General features: G+C 39.5%; 14 protein-coding genes. 9 read left to right on the top strand and 5 right to left on the bottom strand.

The window, feature by feature from the left end; genetic code table 11:
- Positions 1–103 precede the first annotated feature (103 nt).
- The 6 genes from ACZ1GV_RS12730 (at position 104) to ACZ1GV_RS12755 (ending at position 5918) form a co-directional block, all read left to right on the top strand.
- Positions 104–661 carry a sigma-70 family RNA polymerase sigma factor gene (locus tag ACZ1GV_RS12730; RefSeq protein WP_472674486.1) on the top strand — a complete coding sequence of 186 codons (558 nt, stop codon included), beginning with the start codon at positions 104–106 and terminating at the stop codon, positions 659–661.
- Positions 658–1398 carry an anti-sigma factor gene (locus ACZ1GV_RS12735; protein WP_472674487.1) on the top strand — a complete coding sequence of 247 codons (741 nt, stop codon included), beginning with the start codon at positions 658–660 and terminating at the stop codon, positions 1396–1398. The genes ACZ1GV_RS12730 and ACZ1GV_RS12735 overlap by 4 nt, the downstream gene beginning before the upstream one ends.
- Before the next feature lie 215 nt (positions 1399–1613).
- Positions 1614–3206, top strand: a complete 1593-nt coding sequence (locus tag ACZ1GV_RS12740) for a DUF4331 domain-containing protein (protein WP_472674488.1) — start codon at positions 1614–1616, stop codon at positions 3204–3206.
- Positions 3207–3216: 10 nt separating this feature from the next.
- Entirely contained in the window at positions 3217–3717 is a 501-nt protein-coding gene (locus ACZ1GV_RS12745) for an Ig-like domain-containing protein (RefSeq protein WP_472674489.1), read from the top strand.
- An 82-nt stretch (positions 3718–3799) separates the two neighbouring features.
- Positions 3800–4825, top strand: a complete 1026-nt coding sequence (locus tag ACZ1GV_RS12750) for a tetratricopeptide repeat protein (protein ID WP_472674490.1) — start codon at positions 3800–3802, stop codon at positions 4823–4825.
- Positions 4812–5918: a HupE/UreJ family protein gene (locus ACZ1GV_RS12755; protein WP_472674491.1), complete on the top strand. Its 1107-nt coding sequence runs from the start codon at positions 4812–4814 to the stop codon at positions 5916–5918. Before ACZ1GV_RS12750 ends, ACZ1GV_RS12755 begins: the two co-directional genes overlap by 14 nt.
- A gap of 59 nt (positions 5919–5977) precedes the next feature.
- Here the strand turns inward: ACZ1GV_RS12755 and ACZ1GV_RS12760 are convergent, their stop codons facing one another.
- Both ACZ1GV_RS12760 and ACZ1GV_RS12765 read right to left on the bottom strand, forming a co-directional pair.
- Positions 5978–8860, bottom strand: a complete 2883-nt coding sequence (locus ACZ1GV_RS12760; RefSeq protein WP_472674492.1) for an ATP-binding protein — start codon at positions 8858–8860, stop codon at positions 5978–5980.
- Positions 8847–10019, bottom strand: a complete 1173-nt coding sequence (locus tag ACZ1GV_RS12765; RefSeq protein WP_472674493.1) for an ABC transporter substrate-binding protein — start codon at positions 10017–10019, stop codon at positions 8847–8849. Before ACZ1GV_RS12765 ends, ACZ1GV_RS12760 begins: the two co-directional genes overlap by 14 nt.
- A 167-nt stretch (positions 10020–10186) precedes the next feature.
- On the opposite strand from ACZ1GV_RS12765, the gene ACZ1GV_RS12770 reads away from it, so the two are divergent.
- Both ACZ1GV_RS12770 and ACZ1GV_RS12775 read left to right on the top strand, forming a co-directional pair.
- Positions 10187–11113: a GGDEF domain-containing response regulator gene (locus ACZ1GV_RS12770; protein WP_472674494.1), complete on the top strand. Its 927-nt coding sequence runs from the start codon at positions 10187–10189 to the stop codon at positions 11111–11113.
- 48 nt (positions 11114–11161) lie between these two features.
- Positions 11162–11797 (top strand): Hpt domain-containing protein, encoded by a 636-nt coding sequence (locus ACZ1GV_RS12775; protein WP_472674495.1) that lies wholly within the window; start codon positions 11162–11164, stop codon positions 11795–11797.
- 27 nt (positions 11798–11824) lie between these two features.
- Here ACZ1GV_RS12775 and ACZ1GV_RS12780 read toward each other — a convergent pair whose 3' ends face one another.
- Positions 11825–12439, bottom strand: a complete 615-nt coding sequence (locus ACZ1GV_RS12780; protein WP_472674496.1) for a hypothetical protein — start codon at positions 12437–12439, stop codon at positions 11825–11827.
- A gap of 321 nt (positions 12440–12760) precedes the next feature.
- Here ACZ1GV_RS12780 and ACZ1GV_RS12785 point away from each other — a divergent pair, with 321 nt between their 5' ends.
- On the top strand, positions 12761–14356 hold the full coding sequence (locus ACZ1GV_RS12785) for an ABC-F family ATPase (RefSeq protein ID WP_472674497.1): 1596 nt from the start codon (positions 12761–12763) through the stop codon (positions 14354–14356).
- Positions 14357–14593: 237 nt separating this feature from the next.
- Here ACZ1GV_RS12785 and ACZ1GV_RS12790 read toward each other — a convergent pair whose 3' ends face one another.
- Together ACZ1GV_RS12790 and ACZ1GV_RS12795 are read right to left on the bottom strand one after the other, a co-directional pair.
- The gene (locus ACZ1GV_RS12790; protein ID WP_472674498.1) at positions 14594–15106 is read right to left on the bottom strand and encodes a hypothetical protein; all 513 of its coding nucleotides are present in this window, start codon (positions 15104–15106) and stop codon (positions 14594–14596) included.
- Positions 15107–15177: 71 nt separating this feature from the next.
- Positions 15178–17232, bottom strand: a complete 2055-nt coding sequence (locus ACZ1GV_RS12795; RefSeq protein WP_472674499.1) for a DEAD/DEAH box helicase family protein — start codon at positions 17230–17232, stop codon at positions 15178–15180.
- Positions 17233–17383 lie beyond the last annotated feature (151 nt).

A 17383-nucleotide genomic window follows, 5' to 3' on the forward strand; every position in this document is an offset into this window, starting at 1 on the left:
CATTTTCACTTCGACCTGTTAGGGTATAAAAAAAGTTCGCTGTTTCTGCATCCAGTTTTTGTTTTGCGACGTTACAGAAATAACAACCAACAATAGGTCAAATATGGAACATGATGAATTATTGCCTCTTCTCAGTGCGACTGCGAAAGGCGACAAAAAGGCATTTGCTGAATTGTATAATGCCACCAGCGGCAAGCTGTATGCCATAAGCTTAAAAATGCTGAAGAACAAAGCTCTGGCCGAAGAAGCACTGCAAGATGCGTTTATTAAAATTTGGCACAACGCTAGCGACTATCAATCAAGTAAAGGTGTAGTCATTTCGTGGATGATTAGCATCGTTCGATATCGAAGCTTAGATCTTATTCGCCACAATAAAGTGCGAAAAGAGCAAACCCTCACTGGGGAGCACAGTGCCGACTTAGAAAATGTTGAAATTAACCATGAATCAGACTTAACCATTGAGTATGAATCAGGTAACGACAACAAGTTAGTAGACTGTATCGAGCAGTTAGATCAACAGCAGCGCCAAGCTATTCATTTAGCTTATTACAAAGGCCTAACCCATTATGAGTTAGTTGATCATGTATCGTCACCATTAGGTACGGTAAAAAGTTGGATTCGACGTGGCTTACAACAATTACAAAGGTGTTTAACGTTATGAATTATGAAAATCAAAAACTCATAGACATGTTGGCAGCAGAGTATGTGTTGGGAACGTTAGTGGGTTCAGCGCGAGATCGCTATTCAAGACTTATGTTAACGTCAAACCGAGCTCGTGAGGCTACTTGGAAATGGGAGCAGCATTTAAACCGGCTTGCCAGTTCAATTGAGTCGGTGACACCTGATCAGCAAGTTTGGGAAAGGATCAGCCAACGTATTGATACCAACGTGATTGCCCTAAATATTCAAACCCGATCCAGTAGTGATCAAAGCAATACATTTACAGAAACACCGAAAAAACAGAAGAGCAGGTTCCTGCAAGTTTGGTCTATGGCCGCGTCGGTTGGTTGTATTGCTCTTGCGGCTGTTATTTGGCAATCAGAAAAACCGTTGCCAATTGATCCGTTTGAAAGCAGTCAACTTGCTGTCTTTAAGAATGAAGCCAAAACACCATTATGGTTAGTTGATGTTCAAGACCAAAACTTAATTGTTAAGGCAAGCTCCTCGCTTGAGGCGAGAACGGACAAAGATTACGAGCTATGGATGATATTGAAAGGCCAAGCCGCACCAATTTCACTGGGTTTATTGCCTAAAGATGGTATGAAAACATTGTTGAAGAACAGCCAATTTAATGCGCAAGATATTGCATTATTAGCGGTCAGCTTGGAGCCTTTAGGTGGTTCACCAACAGGTTCACCTACTGAAGTGCTTTATACGACAGACCTAATTGTGCTTTAAGGCGAGTACGATTTACCTACGTTAACTATTGGTTAATGGCCCGCTTTACAAAACCAGACTTGAAATAGAGTCTGGTTTTTTTATGTATGGATGTGTGAATATCTAGCAAATTAAACGACATTTTAAATATTTAAATTAATTTCACCTTTTCTGCATCCACTTTGAAACCTCGCGCGTTTTCTTCATGACTTCTTAATAAAACAAAGGATAAAGTCATGAAATTGTTAACTCCATCTTTAGTCGCTCTGGCTGTATGCAGTACTCTTTTCAGCACGGCAAGTGATGCCTCGAGTCATAGAGAAGCACCAAACATTGCTCGATTTGCAGCATTAGACTCAACAGATTTTTACGCATTTAATAGTTACGAAGAAGGCCGCGGCGAATACGTCACGCTAATCGCAAATTACATTCCTCTGCAAGACGCGTACGGTGGTCCAAATTATTTTGCGATGGATCCAGACGCTACATATAGCATTCATATCGACAGCGATGGCGACGCCATTGAAGATATGACCTTCGCCTTTAATTTCAAAAGTAAATTGGCGCAAGATAATGAAGGCATTGCCCTTACCGTTGGTCCTGAAGGTAATCAAAGAACCGTTGCAGTGCCTTTAAAGAACATTGGTGGAATTGCACCAGGCAACAACGCCGCAGTTAATTTTAGCGAAAGCTACTCAATGTCTGTTATTACCGGTCCACAGCGCACTGGTACAAAAACCATGCTCACGAATCCAATGACCAATACCAATGAATTTGGTAAACCATTGGACTATGTAGGTAATAAAACATTCACATCAATGGCGAATTACCAAGCCTACGCCGACCAGTTTGTCTATCAAGTATCTATTCCTGGTTGTGGCAGCATGGCAAAAGTATTTGTTGGTCAACGTAAAGACCCATTTGTTGTAAACCTTGGTAAGACTTTTGATTTAGTGAACTATGTACCAGTTGAAGGTGACAGCGCTCCAGGTGCCGGTGATGGCGAAGGTTTCCCTGGCGGAATTACGCAAGATGATAGTAATGATGACCTAGCGGATAAAAACGTAACTTCTATTGCTGTTGAAGTGCCAAAAGCCTGCGTAACCGGTGAAGGCAATGGCACTATTGGTACATGGACAACGGCGAGCCTACCTCAGGCACGTATTTTAAATCCAAATGCAACCTTTGAAAAACCAAGTGTAAGCGGTGGCGCATTAACTCAAGTATCTCGTTTAGGTAATCCTCTTGTGAACGAGTTGGTAATTGGCTTAAAAGATAAAGATACTTTTTCTTCATCTCACCCACAAAACGATGGTCAGTTTATCGACTACGTTACTCACCCATCATTACCAGAGCTTCTAAACATTTTGTTTAAAGACGCGGTAAACACAACGCTAGGCACAAACATGGAAACGTTAGCACCAACTAACTTCCCACGTAATGACTTAGTTACTGCCTTTTTAACAGGCTTCCCTGGCGTAAACCAGCAAGCAACAGTGACAGGCGCTGAAATGCTTCGTTTAAATACTGGTATCGCGGCTACAGCTCAAGCAGATCAATCTGCATTTGGTGTTGCCGGTAATGACTTAGCAGGATTCCCAAATGGTCGTAGACCTGGCGATGACGTTGTAGATATCGCACTTCGTGTTGTTATGGGTCGCTTATGTCACCCAGTTCCAGTTAATGGCACTGATACTGACTTAGGCTTATGTGCTCCGGAAGATGCAAATACAGGTTTAGTTCCATTTACTGATGGCGCCCCGCTAGATGCAACTATGATGGACGCATCGTTTCCATATTTAGCAACACCTCTTGCTGGCTCAAAATAGGAGCATTGCTATGAATAACATGAATTTACTCCGAATAGGCGCCCTTGCATCGGTATTGGCCATTTCAGCTTGTAGTAACGATAAAGATGACAAATCTAAGGTGAACTATTTTCCACAAGCAACGGATGCCATTGTCGTCACACAAACGGAAGTAGCTATCAGCGATATGTTGTTAGGAACTGATAGAAACAACGATCCTCTAACGTTTGCCTTAGTGTCTGAGCCTAAACTTGGCATTGTGCTTGTTGCAGAGAATGGCAATTACACTTACACACCTAATCAGGAAGTCACCGGCGAAGACAGTTTTGAGTTTTCCGTTTCAGATGGTGTAAACCAACCAGTTATAGGAACGATAAACATCACTATTGAGCAACTGCCAGTTGATTTTTCAACTCAGGTTAGAACAGCGTTTCGCCAAGAACCATCTAGCTTACCGCTTAGTGTTAATGGTCGACATTACCTTAATACTGAGGTGGAAACGGATTTTGATGAGTTGCTTGTCGATTTTTAAGTTCTTTCGTTAAGAAGTGAGTTCACTTTAAATTGCCAAGGACGGCTTTTTTAATCAACCAGTTTTATAAAAAGGACCAATCATGAAGACATTAGCGACGTTTTTTTTATTAATAATTAGCGTAACGGCTTCAGCCGAGTCTCATATTCCTAAACCTGACTTTATAGTCGCAAAGACAACAGTTCGCCATAACGAGAATGTGTCAATTATTGAGTTAGAAAAGTTGGTTATGGGTAGCCAAAACGTTGGCGAAACAGAAGTTAATCAAGGCTTCCTTAAAACTGAGTTAGCCAAGCGATATCAGGCGAATCCCACCGCTAAAGTAGGTTATTTGTATGCTCGTGTTTTACAACGAGAGCATCTATTTAATGACGCACTCACGGTAATAGACACTATTTTACAAACTAACCCGAACATGGTTAATTCATTGTTACTAAAGGCTAATATGTTACAAACAAAAGGTAAATTTGATTCCGCCAGGCTCACATGTTTACAACTACTAGGGCTAGCAAGTGTTGAAACAGTAAGTACCTGTGCACTAGATGCAGAAAGTCATAATGGCAAAGTAGAAACGAGTTACAAAAGTTTGCTATCTGTCGTGGGTGATAAGCCATCAAGTCAGGCAACACAACACGTATTAGCTGAAATGGCGTTTAGACTTAACCAACCCAAACAAACACTAAAACACTTAGCCAATGTTGACTTAAAGAAAGCGCCGGTAAGCATTCTCGTTTTATGGTCTGATGCACAATTAGAATTGTCAAACTACAACGCTGTAATAGACACGATTAGCAACTTGATCTCAGAGCCAAATAACTTAGAGGACGCCTTATTACTTAGACTCGCACAAGCAGAAAAGCAAAACATTCAAAGTCAAACGAGTAAGTGGCAAGCCCTAATCTCAAAACGAATTGAATTAAGAGAACAACGCCAGGATACTTTTCATGCGGCTGATCTTGCGTTGTATTATTTAACGATTGAAGACAATAGTGATAAAGCCTTGTATTGGGCCACCATTAATTGGCAACAAGCAAAACTTGAATCCGACAAAACGTTACTTGCAAGAGCCTCGGCAAGATTCAAGGAGTTTAAAAATGAATCATTTTAAAATGGTAGTCACTTTTATTGCCTTTCTTGCATTCGCCTCTTTTTCATCATTTGGCCACCAGCTGAGCACCAGCTATCTCACACTAAAATCAGAATCTGAAAAAACACAAAATCTATTGGGGGAGTGGCAAGTAGAAGTTAAAGATCTAGAACAAGTCATCAACTTTGACATCAATAAAGACGGGAATATTACGTGGCAAGAAATTACGTTCCAACAATCTGCCATTTCACAGTTTGTGAAAAGTGTTTTGACTACGACTCAAAACGAACGTCAATGCGTTGTTACAAGCCAAGGCTCACTAAAACTAGATAGCCACTTTAATCAGCCTTATTTAAATATCCCTATTCGGGTAAATTGCCAAAGCAGTGGCGATTTTGCTATAAAATATGATGCTTTTTTTGATTTTAACGCTAACCACAAGTCGCTTGTTTCTATAAACCATACCAGCTTTGTTTACGATATAACGGATAGAGAAAGCTTGGTTCGGGTTGATCAGGTAACAGCGTATTCCACAGCTGTTGAGTACTTATATCAAGGGGTTCTACATATTTGGATGGGTCTTGATCACATCCTATTTTTAATTGCGTTATTACTCACTTGTGTATTATTACGTGAACAAAAGCAATGGCAAGCGAGTCCATCAAAAGTACAAATTTTAAAACAAACAGCCTGGATTGTTACCGCGTTTACTATTGCTCACTCTATAACACTAACCGCTACTGCTATGGGTGTTATTGCACCAAGTAGCAAGTGGGTAGAAATAGGTATTGCCATATCTGTAGTTTTTGCAGCCCTCAATAATATTTGGCCTGTGGTTATAAGACTCGGCTGGGTTACATTTGGTTTTGGTTTATTGCATGGAATGGGCTTTGCCGGTGTACTTGGCGAGCTGGGCTTATCAAATCAATTTCAATTATTAAGCGTGCTGACATTTAACCTCGGTGTGGAAATAGGTCAGTTGGCGATTTTAGCGGTGGCATTGCCATTGTTAATAATGATCAGAAATTACGCTTGGTATCAAAAGTGGATAATGCCTACGGGCTCGTTGGCCATTGCTATTATTGCTACACAGTGGACTATTGAGCGCCTTTAAATGGCAACTAAAAGCAGAAAAAGCGCCGAACAGTCTATCAATGTGCTTTTTCTGTTTGTTTAACCTTTCAGCTTTACATGCCATTTTGTAAGCAAACTTTGCAGTACGCCTAGATCAATCGGTTTCGGTGTGTAGTCGTCCATACCAGCTTCAAAGCACTTCTCTTTGTCACCTTTCATCGCGTTGGCCGTCATAGCGATTATTGGGATACTTTTATTATGTTCGCCCGCTTCGCCATTTCGAATTGCTTGCGTAGCTTCGTAACCATCTAAAACCGGCATATGACAATCCATAAATATCACATCAAACTCTCGTTGCTGTGACTCACTTAAGCGTTCTAAAGCCTTAGCGCCGTTAATGGCCACTTCTATTTCTACACCACTTTCCGTAAGCATTTTTTTTGCAACCATCTGGTTAATCAAATTATCTTCAACGAGCAAGGCTCTCATCGTAACCTTCTCAAATGGTTGCGCCTTTTCCACTTCTTTAAATAGTACGTTGTCGGTGTTTGAGCTAACACCTAGCTGTACAGAAAAGGAAAATGTACTGCCAACACCAAGCTCACTTTTAAGCTTTATGTCGCCACCCATTAGCTGGCAAAGCTGTTTTGAAATGGATAATCCAAGTCCAGTTCCACCAAATTCACGTGTTGTCGACGAGTCTGCTTGAGTAAAAGATTCAAAGATAGAGTTTATTCGACTTGCCTTAATGCCAATACCTGTGTCTTTGATATGCCATATACATTCAATAGTGTTCTGATCGATTGGCTTTGTTTCAACGCTTATACTCACTTCACCTTCTTGGGTAAACTTTAACGCATTGCCAATAATATTATTCATTACCTGACGTAGGCGACTAGCATCACCTAATACAAAGGCTTCATTGACTTTTGTCATATCCAATGTAAACGCTAAACCTTGAGCGTCTGCACTCGCTTTAAAAGTTCTAAATACCGAGCGAGTTAAGGACTCTATATCAAGCTCTTGTGTTTCAATTTCCAATTTTCCAGCTTCAATTTTTGAAAAGTCTAAAATATCATTTATCAGAGATAACAATGACTCTGCGCTATCTTTAGCGATGACAGCGTATTCTCGTTGTTGCTGTCCTAGCTCTTCTTTTAGCATTAAACTTAACGTGCCAATAACACCGTTCATTGGTGTGCGAATTTCATGACTCATGCTAGCTAAAAACTCAGACTTCATTTTTGCTGACTGCTCTGCACGCTCTTTGGCTTGTTTTAAATAGCTTGCAGTGCGTTGCTGCTCGGTAACGTCATGCTGAAAGCCAATATAATGGGTGAGAACACCTGAATCATTAATAATTGGACTGAGTGTTAGATTGTTCGAAAATGGTGTGCCGTTCTTTTTATAATTTATAACTGTAATTTCTAACGTCTCTCTGTTAGATATCGCAGTTCTCATCGCCTCGACTTTGGCTGGGCTAGTTTTAGCTCCTTGTAAAAAGCTACAGTTTCTACCTAACACTTCTTCAATTGGGTAACCTGTTAAGTCTAAAAAGGCTTGATTTGCATAAACAACAGGCTGATCACCATTTAACATATCACTAATGACAATAGCTGTACTTGCTTCGTCGATGGCTTTGTTCTTCATCTGAAGTTCAAACATCAAATCTTTTTGTTTGGTTAAATCTGTCGCAACCAAAACAAAGCCAATTTCTTGTCCATCGCTAATATAATGGTTCAGTCGCCACTCAAGCACTAGCGGTCTGGAGGTTAACGTACCGTATTTACTGTAATCAATTTCAACTCTATTTTTTTGTTCTAGTTCTTGCCAAGTTTGTTGCGGAAAAATCAGGTTAAAATCATCAGGCAAGGTAACTCGGTACTCTAATCCAAGTTCAAACATGCTGTTGTTTTGCAATACGCTATTAAAGTTATGATCTAACACCAGTAAAGGCTCTGACATTGAATTTATGACACTTTCAAAACGATCTCGTGATAACGATGTATTTAATAAGTCGTGTAATAAAAAATTAACCGATGCTTTAATAGCAACTACTTCACTAGGCTCTCGGCGAGATATAGGTTGATTAATTGGACTGCGACCTTTGCTTGCTTCACTGATACTATCGCGCAGTGATTTTAATGCTTGGCTCGCAATTTTTGCAGAGATACGCGCACTGTAGTTTGTAGCAAAAATAACAACCATAAGAAGAAAAAACACCATAACAAAAAGCTGTAAAACATCTTGATAGGCTTTTGTTAGACGTTCGACACTAAATGCTCGCCACCATCGCCCTTCCGCTTTTACCGAGAATGTGCCTGATAACTTTTTCTCAGTAATGATTGTCCCAATAGGCAATTGGTCAGGTTGAGAACTGAACATCACTTCATATTCGTCATTAACTAATACTTGAACACCTAAACTTGATGAGTATGAAATGACGTCTTGCAGAGACTTTACATAAACAACTATTGCGCCTTCAGCAGTTGAACCATACATAACGGGTGCTGCGATTAGAATGCCGTGTTTAGAGACATCTACATTAACTCGGCCTTGTTCAAGCACTTCACTTCGCCAATTAAAGTTTTTGTGGTTTAGTTCGAATAAGGTCCAATTTTTTACCACGATTGGCTCAGCATTAAAGTTTAAAAAACCAATCGCGATATCATTACTGTTGGTTATTTTTAGCGACTGAAAAAACACCGAAAGATAGTTCTCACGCTGTTCATAATCTATTAGGCTATTAATAATAAGGTCATTTTTTGCCAAGTTGGAAACTTGTGTGGTGATATTGTCTATGTTGTTGACCGCAATCTTTTCTATTTGCTCTAATTGCGCTCGATGACGGTTATTAAGTTGATCTTCGATAAATAGAAAAAAGCTGATGAACAGCACAATGGATACAATCAAGGCCATCGACATGACCTTGGGCATCGCTTGCTGAATCAGTATTTTATATAGCGGTCTATTTCTTTGCATTGGTGTTTGGTACTAAAAATCCTGATTCGTTATATTTTGCCATAAAGTAATCTTGCGCCATTAATGCATCATGACTACTTGCGGTAAACGGCGGCTCGTACAATTTAACTAAGCCATTGTGCTTATTAATTTTTTCTAAATTTTTTCGTATGTTATCAGAATCTACCGATTTACCTAGCTCTATAGCTTTGGCGAGTAAATAAACCAGATCATATGCATGTGCCACACCCGTTGCGCCAGAAATACTTTCAGCGGTGGCATCTTTATCAAACCGCTTTATGTAGGAGGATAAAACTCGATCGTTTAATACAGCGTTTGTCGGTCTCAAAAAACTATATGTTTGCAATACTGAAATGTCGATTTGTTGTAACAACTCAATACCGACATTTTGTGTAAATTTACCACTTGCTATGCCCCAATGAGAATAAACAGCTAAGTCTTTAAATTCTGGGTTAGAGGCTAACTCACGAATAATAGTCGCCCCCTCTGGCGCATTTGCTACCAGCAAAATGGCGGTTGCTCCACTTTTTTTTATTCGTTGCAATTCATTTTGCATCGACTTTTGGCGCCAATTAAACCATGCAGTGTGAGTAAGCTTGATATTAGATAAAACGCTTTGCGACTCAATAGGAGTACTATTGGATCGGCCCCAAGCAGTTTGCTCCAGCAATAAAGCTATTTTTTCATGGCCATCTTGTTTTGCTGCATTAACTAATACCGAGCCGGCTTCTGCATCACGGACCGATAAACGAAAAACAAAGTTAGGATCAAAGTCATTATCAACAATCGCTGTACCTGCAGCCCATGGTACCAAAAATGGGATTTTATATTTATGTATCAAGGGTAACTCTTGCATAACCACTGGCGTATGAACACCACCTAATATGGCAATTAAATTTGGCATGCTCGAAAATGACTTTATATTATGCTTACCCCGGGCAGGGTTGCCACGATGATCTTTGCTTACTAGCTTTAATTGGCGACCTAAAACGCCACCTTTTTTATTAATTTCATCAATCGCTATTAAAGCGCCACGCTGTATTGCTTCACCGCCGTCTTTTGCAACAGCAGATAAGTCAGCATCAAGGCCAATGACATAAGGCTCTTTAGCATTAATAAAAAAGCTAAATGCCACTAAAAGAAGCAATAATTTTTTCATACCACACTCAGTGATTTTTTATTCAGTATAATCAGGATTTAACGCGTTTGTAATCCAGTTTCCTATCATACTTAAATAATTTAACCTTTTCATAGTGTTGTTGCATATTGCAAACCGATACAAGTCTCCGTATTCTACCGCTACAGGCAATGGGATATGAAGCGATAATGATAAAAACAAATAGCGCAAAAATTTTAGTCGTAGATGATGACGCGACTCAAATTCAAACAGTGGTTAGCCACTTACAAAGCATGAACTATGAACTATTCATTGCCAAAAATCGTTACGATACTTTAAAAACTCTTGCCAATAACGATATTGATCTAGTTTTGTTAGATATTAATTTGCCCGATGGTAATGGCTTTGAAATTTGCCGCGAAATTCGCTCTCAACACGAATTTAATGACAATCTTAGTATCGTGTTTATGACCAGCCATCATTCCAACGAACGCGAAGCAGAAGGCTTGTCTGTTGGCGCAAACGACTATATCTACAAGCCTTTAAACCAACAAGTATTGGTCGCCAGAATCAATGTACAACTACAGCAGTTACGTAAAACCAAGTTGTTGTCTCATTATGCAAATGTTGATGCACTAACGGAACTTGGCAACCGTCGCGCGTTTGATGAGCAATTGCAGCAAGAATTAAAACGTGGCGAAAGAGAAGGTGTGCCTGTTTCACTTCTGTCTTTGGATATCGACTTTTTTAAAGCTTACAACGATCATTATGGACATCCGCAGGGCGATAAATGTCTCCGTGAAGTTGCCAATTGCATTAAAAGTGAATGTCGCCGCCCGTCAGATTTTGCTTTTAGAGTTGGTGGTGAAGAGTTTGCCATTGTGTTGTATAACACGCCTGCAAGTGGTGCCATGCTTTTTGCAGACAAAATTCGCAGTAAACTGGCAACTACAGCCATTCAGCATGAGTTTTCTTCGGTATCGGATTACGTCACAATGAGCATTGGCGTTACGGATACACTAAGCGCATCTTACAATATTGTTGAGCTGATTGCCCAAGCTGATGAAATGCTTTACCAAGCTAAAGAGGGCGGTCGTAACCAAGCAATCGCGCATGACTGGTTAGCGGTTATTTAATTAAACACTGCTATAATTAAGCTCGAATTCAATTTTTAGGTTTCACCCATGAATACGTCATTCTCAAATACCAGTGAGCAGGTTATGTCTCACCCCATTTTGTACCCAGAACAGTTACACGTTTTACAGCCAAGTCTTGCCAGTATTAATGAGCTTGGGCAGCCAGAGACTTACTTGTTAATTATTGAAATGTTTGTACAACAATACGAATCTTTTAATAACGAGATTCAAAACGCAATAAAGCTTAATAATGGGCCTGAGCTACACTCACTAATCCATACTTTAAAAGGCTCTTCTGGCGCATTAGGCCTACAAAAACTAAATGAAATAAGCACCGAATTAGACTTGCAACTTACCCAAAAAGTGAACATTGAATGTATAAATTTCAAGCCACTTTATGACTGTGTAACGTCTAGTATTACCGATTGCCATCGGGTGTTAGAACTAAATCAAAAAACAACACCGCCGCACCGCCCAGATCTGACGAATGATGGGGATTTATCTGAAATGTTAATCACCTTAAGAGAGAAGCTACATAATCATGAGTTGATTACGCAGCCTTTCCTTAATTTATTGGTCTCTATTTTAGATGACAAGAACTGTAGAAAATACGATCAGGTTCTTGATTTAATAAAGCAGTTTGAATATTCAAAAGCTTATCAATCATTAATAGAATTAGATTAAACAATATTTGTTTATTTGGCCGGTTAGTTACTCGGCGTTACATTTATTCGTTTTTTTCAAGTCGATGTTATTGTCTTTAGCCTCTTCAATAATGTCGACGTCTTCTAAAAATAGGAAATACCCTTCTTGAGCGTCTGTCTGCAAAAATAAGTCTACTTCTAATTCCTCAAACTGCTCTAAATTACCAAAACAATTACTACTCATCGATATGGAAAAGTTACCAGCCCCTTTAACGCCGTTCGCTTTATTTGATTTCGCAATCGCCAGCGTTTCTGCAATTGCCACAGCGTCACTTTCTGACAGTTTGAGAATAGTGATGCGCTCTCGAGGCTCAATATCTTCTAAAAGAATCGGCGAGAAGTCCGCTTTAAGATCGGTTACTACCTCAACCAATGCCATGTGTTCTCGCAATACTGCCGAACTTGTTTCGTCACCTGTGGTTTCATATTTCATTCGTATTTTTGCTGCACCCGTTTGTACATCGACCGCTTCATTAGTGCGAATGGCAATACGAACTTCCGCTGGTTTCATATCAATTGGAGAAATTTGACTCATTTTGTACATGGTAGAAATAGGCATGCTCATACAGCCGCTAAGAGCAAACATAAAGACACTAGTTAAAAGAAAAGCTTTGGTTTTCATATACGTCCCTGAATAAATTTAATTTTGAGTTGAGATATTTAATGACTTTGTAGATTAACGACTTGGTGAAAAGTTCGCCATTGGTTTAATTATATTTATGTAAATTAATATGTCGTAAACGTTTTATACCCCTTTCAAAACAAACTTTGTTTAAGACGACTATTTTCTTTGAAATACCAGACTAGACTGGAAAAATTGTCGAAATTTTGTTTAAATCGCGCCCCTAAATTAATACTCATGTAACAGCCTTGTATTAATATTTAATTTACTGTGCTTTTTTTAAGCATGACTTAAGCACGACCCCAAGAGGAACTCAATAACGTGATCACTACTGCTAACATCACAATGCAATTTGGCGCGAAGCCATTATTCGAAAATATCTCGGTTAAATTTGGTAACGGTAACCGCTACGGTTTAATTGGCGCAAATGGATGTGGTAAGTCAACGTTTATGAAGATCCTTGGCGGTGAATTAGTGCCATCAAGCGGTAATGTAAGCTACGGTGAAGGTGAGCGTTTAGGTAAGCTTCGCCAGGATCAGTTTGGTTTTGAAGAATATTCAGTGCTAGACACGGTTATCATGGGTCACCAAGAGTTATGGGACGTTAAACAAGAGCGTGACCGTATTTACTCTTTGCCTGAAATGTCTGAAGAAGACGGCATGAAAGTAGCCGATTTAGAAACGCAATTTGCAGAAATGGGCGGTTACGAAGCTGAGTCATCGGCAGGCGAATTATTACTAGGTGTTGGCATAGGCACTGAGTTGCATTACGGATTAATGAGCGAAGTTGCGCCAGGCTTTAAACTGCGTGTTTTACTGGCTCAGGCGCTGTTTTCAGAACCAGACTTTTTATTGCTCGACGAACCAACCAACAACTTGGACATCGACACAATTCGCTGGTTAGAAGACATCCTTAACCAACGTAACTCAACCATGATCATCATTTCGCATGACCGTCACTTCTTAAATTCAGTATGTACTCACATGGCTGACTTAGACTACGGTGAGCTTCGCGTTTACCCAGGCAACTATGACGAATACATGTTGGCAGCAACTCAAGCACGCGCGCGAATGATCTCTGACAATGCTAAGAAAAAAGCCCAAATTGATGAGTTGAAATCCTTTGTTGCACGTTTCTCTGCTAACGCTTCAAAAGCTCGCCAAGCAACGTCTCGTCAAAAACAAATGGAAAAAATTAAGTTAGATGAAGTAAAAGCCTCTAGCCGTGTGAATCCATTTATTCGCTTTGAACAAGAGAAAAAGCTTTATCGTCAAGCTGTTGAAATTGAGAATTTATCAAAAGGTTTTGATGAAGGTCCTTTATTTGAAAACTTTAACCTTATGGTTGATGTTGGTGAGCGCATTGCCATTATTGGTGAAAACGGTGCGGGTAAAACAACGCTGTTACGCACATTACAAGGCGATCTTGAGCCTGACACAGGTTTTGTTAAATGGTCAGAGAATGTGAAAATGGGTTATTACGCTCAGGATCACGCCGCTGACTTTGAAACTGACATGAATTTGTTTGACTGGATGAGCCAATGGCGTCGTCCAAATGACGATGAGCAAAGCATACGTAGTTTCTTAGGTCGTATGTTGTTCTCATCTGACGATATTAAAAAGTCGGTAACGGTTTTATCTGGTGGTGAACAAGGTCGTATGTTGTTTGGTAAAATGATGATGGCAACGCCTAACGTTTTATTACTCGATGAGCCAACCAACCACATGGATATGGAATCTATTGAGTCTTTAAACATGGCACTTGAGAACTACGAAGGCACGTTAATCTTTGTTTCTCATGATCGTCAGTTTGTTTCTTCATTGGCAAACCGTATTCTAGAAATCAAAGGCAACAAGATCATTGATTTCCGCGGTAGTTACGATGACTACTTGAAGTCTAAAGGTGTTGACCACTAGGTCATTCTGGCTTCGACAGACAAAAGGCTCTAATTCATTAGGGCCTTTTTAGTTTTTAGTTTTTAGTTTTTAGTTTTTAGTTTTTAGTTTTTAGTTTTTAGTTTTTAGTTTTTAGTTTTTAGTTTTTAGTTTTTAGTTTTTAGTTTTTAGTTTTTAGTTTTTAGTTTTTAGTTTTTAGTTTTTAGTTTTTAGTTTTTAGTTTTTAGTTTTTAGTTTTTAGTTTTTAGTTTTTAGTTTTTAGTTTTTAGTTCGGATTAAAGCAGCGGAATAACTATATCCATAGATACCAGAAAATATAATACTGGGCGCTACGGTTAACCAAAGGTTAGGTGTTTGGTTTATGACATTCACGAGCGTGACCAAGCCACTTTGAATTAATAGCGGCAGTAAAGGTGCTAATAAAGCCCCCGGAAGCTTTTGCCCTTCAAAAAATCGAGCTGATTCATTTAATCCGTGTGATAGTGCTTTTTTAATGGCTTGATTCTGCGTTGACGTTGAATGAAATTTACAAAGTATTGGCATCATAAACGCTAGTGAAAAACAGTGACCGTGAAACTTAGATACAGAACGTTCTAACAGCCAGGTAAATAATAGTGTCATTAACCCGCTATATGCACCTTGTACAAAGGCAGCTTGAATGGTGGTATTCAAGGGTATGGCGTCACTTAAATTAGCCCAATATGCCCACGCAAAATAAAAGCTAAAGGCCACCAGCGCTGAAATTAAAAGCCTCATGTTCGAACTACTCATTTTTAAGCCTTCTTAATTTGCATATATTTTATATACACATGTGACTAGTTTTATTACCGGCTAATCAACACTTAGAGCTGATTAGCGGTTCGGTATTTACCCTTGTAATCAAAGATTTTATCTTGCACTTGCCAAACTATATGTGTCTTTGATTTTCGTTTTGGATCTTTTTTGGCGATAACAAAATCCGGGATAATAAAGCCCTGTGACTCTTTTAAGACCTCATTTAGCGACATAAAATTTCGCGGCTCACTAGAGTTCCTAAATCGTCTACCAAATTGTAAATTAAAAACCGAGCGTTGCTTTTCGGAACTCAAATCAAAAAACTCTTTTAGCTCTGTACCGTCTTCATCATAGTAAACGATTTTTAGCGCCCCATTATGTTCCGAAAACGTCATGCCACTACATCTAATAACCATTCGATTACTTAGTTTTAAGGCTTCTTTAAGCTTTTCATCGGGATCGACAAGCTGATTTTTACAATCGTGGCATTCACGTGCGGCAATATCATTTTGAGCATTACAGGTAGGACATTCTTTAAACCTGAAGCGATAATCGCAAGGCATGATCTCATTATCCTGTGAGCTGTATTCTCTGCCACTCTTATGTTTTGAGCCTTGTAAGTCTGCTGACATTGAGCCATCTAACGTTGAGCTACCTAGCATTTCTTCTTCTGGCATTTCAAGAATGCCTTGGCAAGCTCTGCCGTAGTGTTCAAGCACTTTTCCGTCGCTGTCAGTAATGCCCCAAAATGTATTGGCAAAACCGCATGATGGACAAAAGACTTGAACCAGCTCACTTCTAGAGTCCGGTTTTTTCTCGCCTACTTCTGGGTGAAAGATGTTTATCCCATTTCCTGCATAATCAATCACTAAACAGTCTTTTTTGCCTTCAGCTAAGCGCAAACCTCGCCCAACAATTTGCTGATATAAACTCACAGACTGCGTAGGTCTAAGAATCGCAATTAGGTCCACATGCGGCGCATCAAAACCCGTTGTTAATACCGATACGTTAACTAAGTATTTTATTTTCTGGGCTTTAAAGTCATTGATCAGCTGTGCCCGTTCGTCGTTTTTTGTTTTAGCGGTGATCAAGGCGACTCTTGAAACAGCATCGGACGTTTGTTCGTCGGTCTGCTCTTTAGTTTTAGTGTTAGTTAGAACTGCACTTTCATTTTTAGATTCAAGGTAACCGACAATTTCTTTGGCGTGTTTTACCGTGGCGGCAAAAATCATTACACCCTTTCTATCGCCTACTCGCTCATTTTCATTGTTTTTGTCACGACTATGAAGCTCACCTTGTGCTAACAGTTGAATTTGCTCCACTATGCCTTCTGTGACACGAGGGTATTTGCCCAATAACTCATTCACCTCTGCGTCATCAAATTCGCCAAACTTATTAGATTGCAGCGCAGAAAAGTCATATTGCTCAACAGCAGCGTCAATTAATTTAGGTGGCGTTAAAAAGCCGTTTTTAATCATGTATGACAAGGGCAGTTCGTAAATGCATTTTTTAAACGGTGTTGCTTGTGAAGATCTCACAAAACCGTGGTAATGATGTTGATAAATCCAACCAAGTCCTAAACGAAAAGGAGTCGCTGTTAACCCTAGGATTTTAAGCTCGGGATTATACGCCTTTAGTTGGCCGACAATTTGACTGTATTGATTGCCGGATTTTGCCTTTACTGACGTTTCACCAGCTGACTTTTTATCAACTGCGTTTTCTTCAACAAACTCTTCTTCAAAGTGGCTGACGCGATGACATTCATCAATAATGATCAACGAATATTGTTGAGCAAACTTTTCTAGGTTTCGTGCTACCGATTGCACGCTAGCAAATGTAACTTGATATTTTGTTTCTTTACGACTCAAACCAGCTGAAAAAACACCACTTTTTACGTCCATTTGCTCGGCGTATTCATGAAACTTTTGATGATTTTGCTCAACTAACTCTTTAACGTGGGTTAACACCAATATTTTTCGTCGGGCTATTCTGGCTAACTCAGCTATAACCAAGCTTTTACCTGCACCCGTTGGGAGCACGATAACAGCCGGATCGTTAGTCTTCTTAAAGTGACTGACGGTTGCGTCAACGGCTTCTTGTTGGTATTGACGAAGTTTATACATTGAAATTCAATTTTTATTTATAGATTAAAGGTTCGGTAGCAGGTTACTATTGCGTCAATAAGTTATAGATATTTATTAGTTTTTTCTTATTTGTAGGAAAAATATCACACATTTTCTTACAATTGTGAAAGCTCACATTCTGCTTGTAGTG

This window comes from Psychrosphaera sp. HA2-10 (genome assembly GCF_055693745.1).

What these genes read in the sequence shown, in the direction of transcription:
- ACZ1GV_RS12740 (WP_472674488.1), top strand. Translation starts at nt 1,614, where the DNA reads ATGAAATTGTTAACTCCATCTTTAGTCGCTCTGGCTGTATGCAGTACT.
- ACZ1GV_RS12750 (WP_472674490.1), top strand. Translation starts at nt 3,800, where the DNA reads ATGAAGACATTAGCGACGTTTTTTTTATTAATAATTAGCGTAACGGCT.
- ACZ1GV_RS12770 (WP_472674494.1), top strand. Translation starts at nt 10,187, where the DNA reads ATGATAAAAACAAATAGCGCAAAAATTTTAGTCGTAGATGATGACGCG.
- ACZ1GV_RS12755 (WP_472674491.1), top strand. Translation starts at nt 4,812, where the DNA reads ATGAATCATTTTAAAATGGTAGTCACTTTTATTGCCTTTCTTGCATTC.
- ACZ1GV_RS12765 (WP_472674493.1), bottom strand. Translation starts at nt 10,019, where the DNA reads ATGAAAAAATTATTGCTTCTTTTAGTGGCATTTAGCTTTTTTATTAAT.
- ACZ1GV_RS12775 (WP_472674495.1), top strand. Translation starts at nt 11,162, where the DNA reads ATGAATACGTCATTCTCAAATACCAGTGAGCAGGTTATGTCTCACCCC.
- ACZ1GV_RS12730 (WP_472674486.1), top strand. Translation starts at nt 104, where the DNA reads ATGGAACATGATGAATTATTGCCTCTTCTCAGTGCGACTGCGAAAGGC.
- ACZ1GV_RS12735 (WP_472674487.1), top strand. Translation starts at nt 658, where the DNA reads ATGAATTATGAAAATCAAAAACTCATAGACATGTTGGCAGCAGAGTAT.
- ACZ1GV_RS12745 (WP_472674489.1), top strand. Translation starts at nt 3,217, where the DNA reads ATGAATAACATGAATTTACTCCGAATAGGCGCCCTTGCATCGGTATTG.
- ACZ1GV_RS12795 (WP_472674499.1), bottom strand. Translation starts at nt 17,232, where the DNA reads ATGTATAAACTTCGTCAATACCAACAAGAAGCCGTTGACGCAACCGTC.
- ACZ1GV_RS12790 (WP_472674498.1), bottom strand. Translation starts at nt 15,106, where the DNA reads ATGAGTAGTTCGAACATGAGGCTTTTAATTTCAGCGCTGGTGGCCTTT.
- ACZ1GV_RS12760 (WP_472674492.1), bottom strand. Translation starts at nt 8,860, where the DNA reads ATGCAAAGAAATAGACCGCTATATAAAATACTGATTCAGCAAGCGATG.
- ACZ1GV_RS12780 (WP_472674496.1), bottom strand. Translation starts at nt 12,439, where the DNA reads ATGAAAACCAAAGCTTTTCTTTTAACTAGTGTCTTTATGTTTGCTCTT.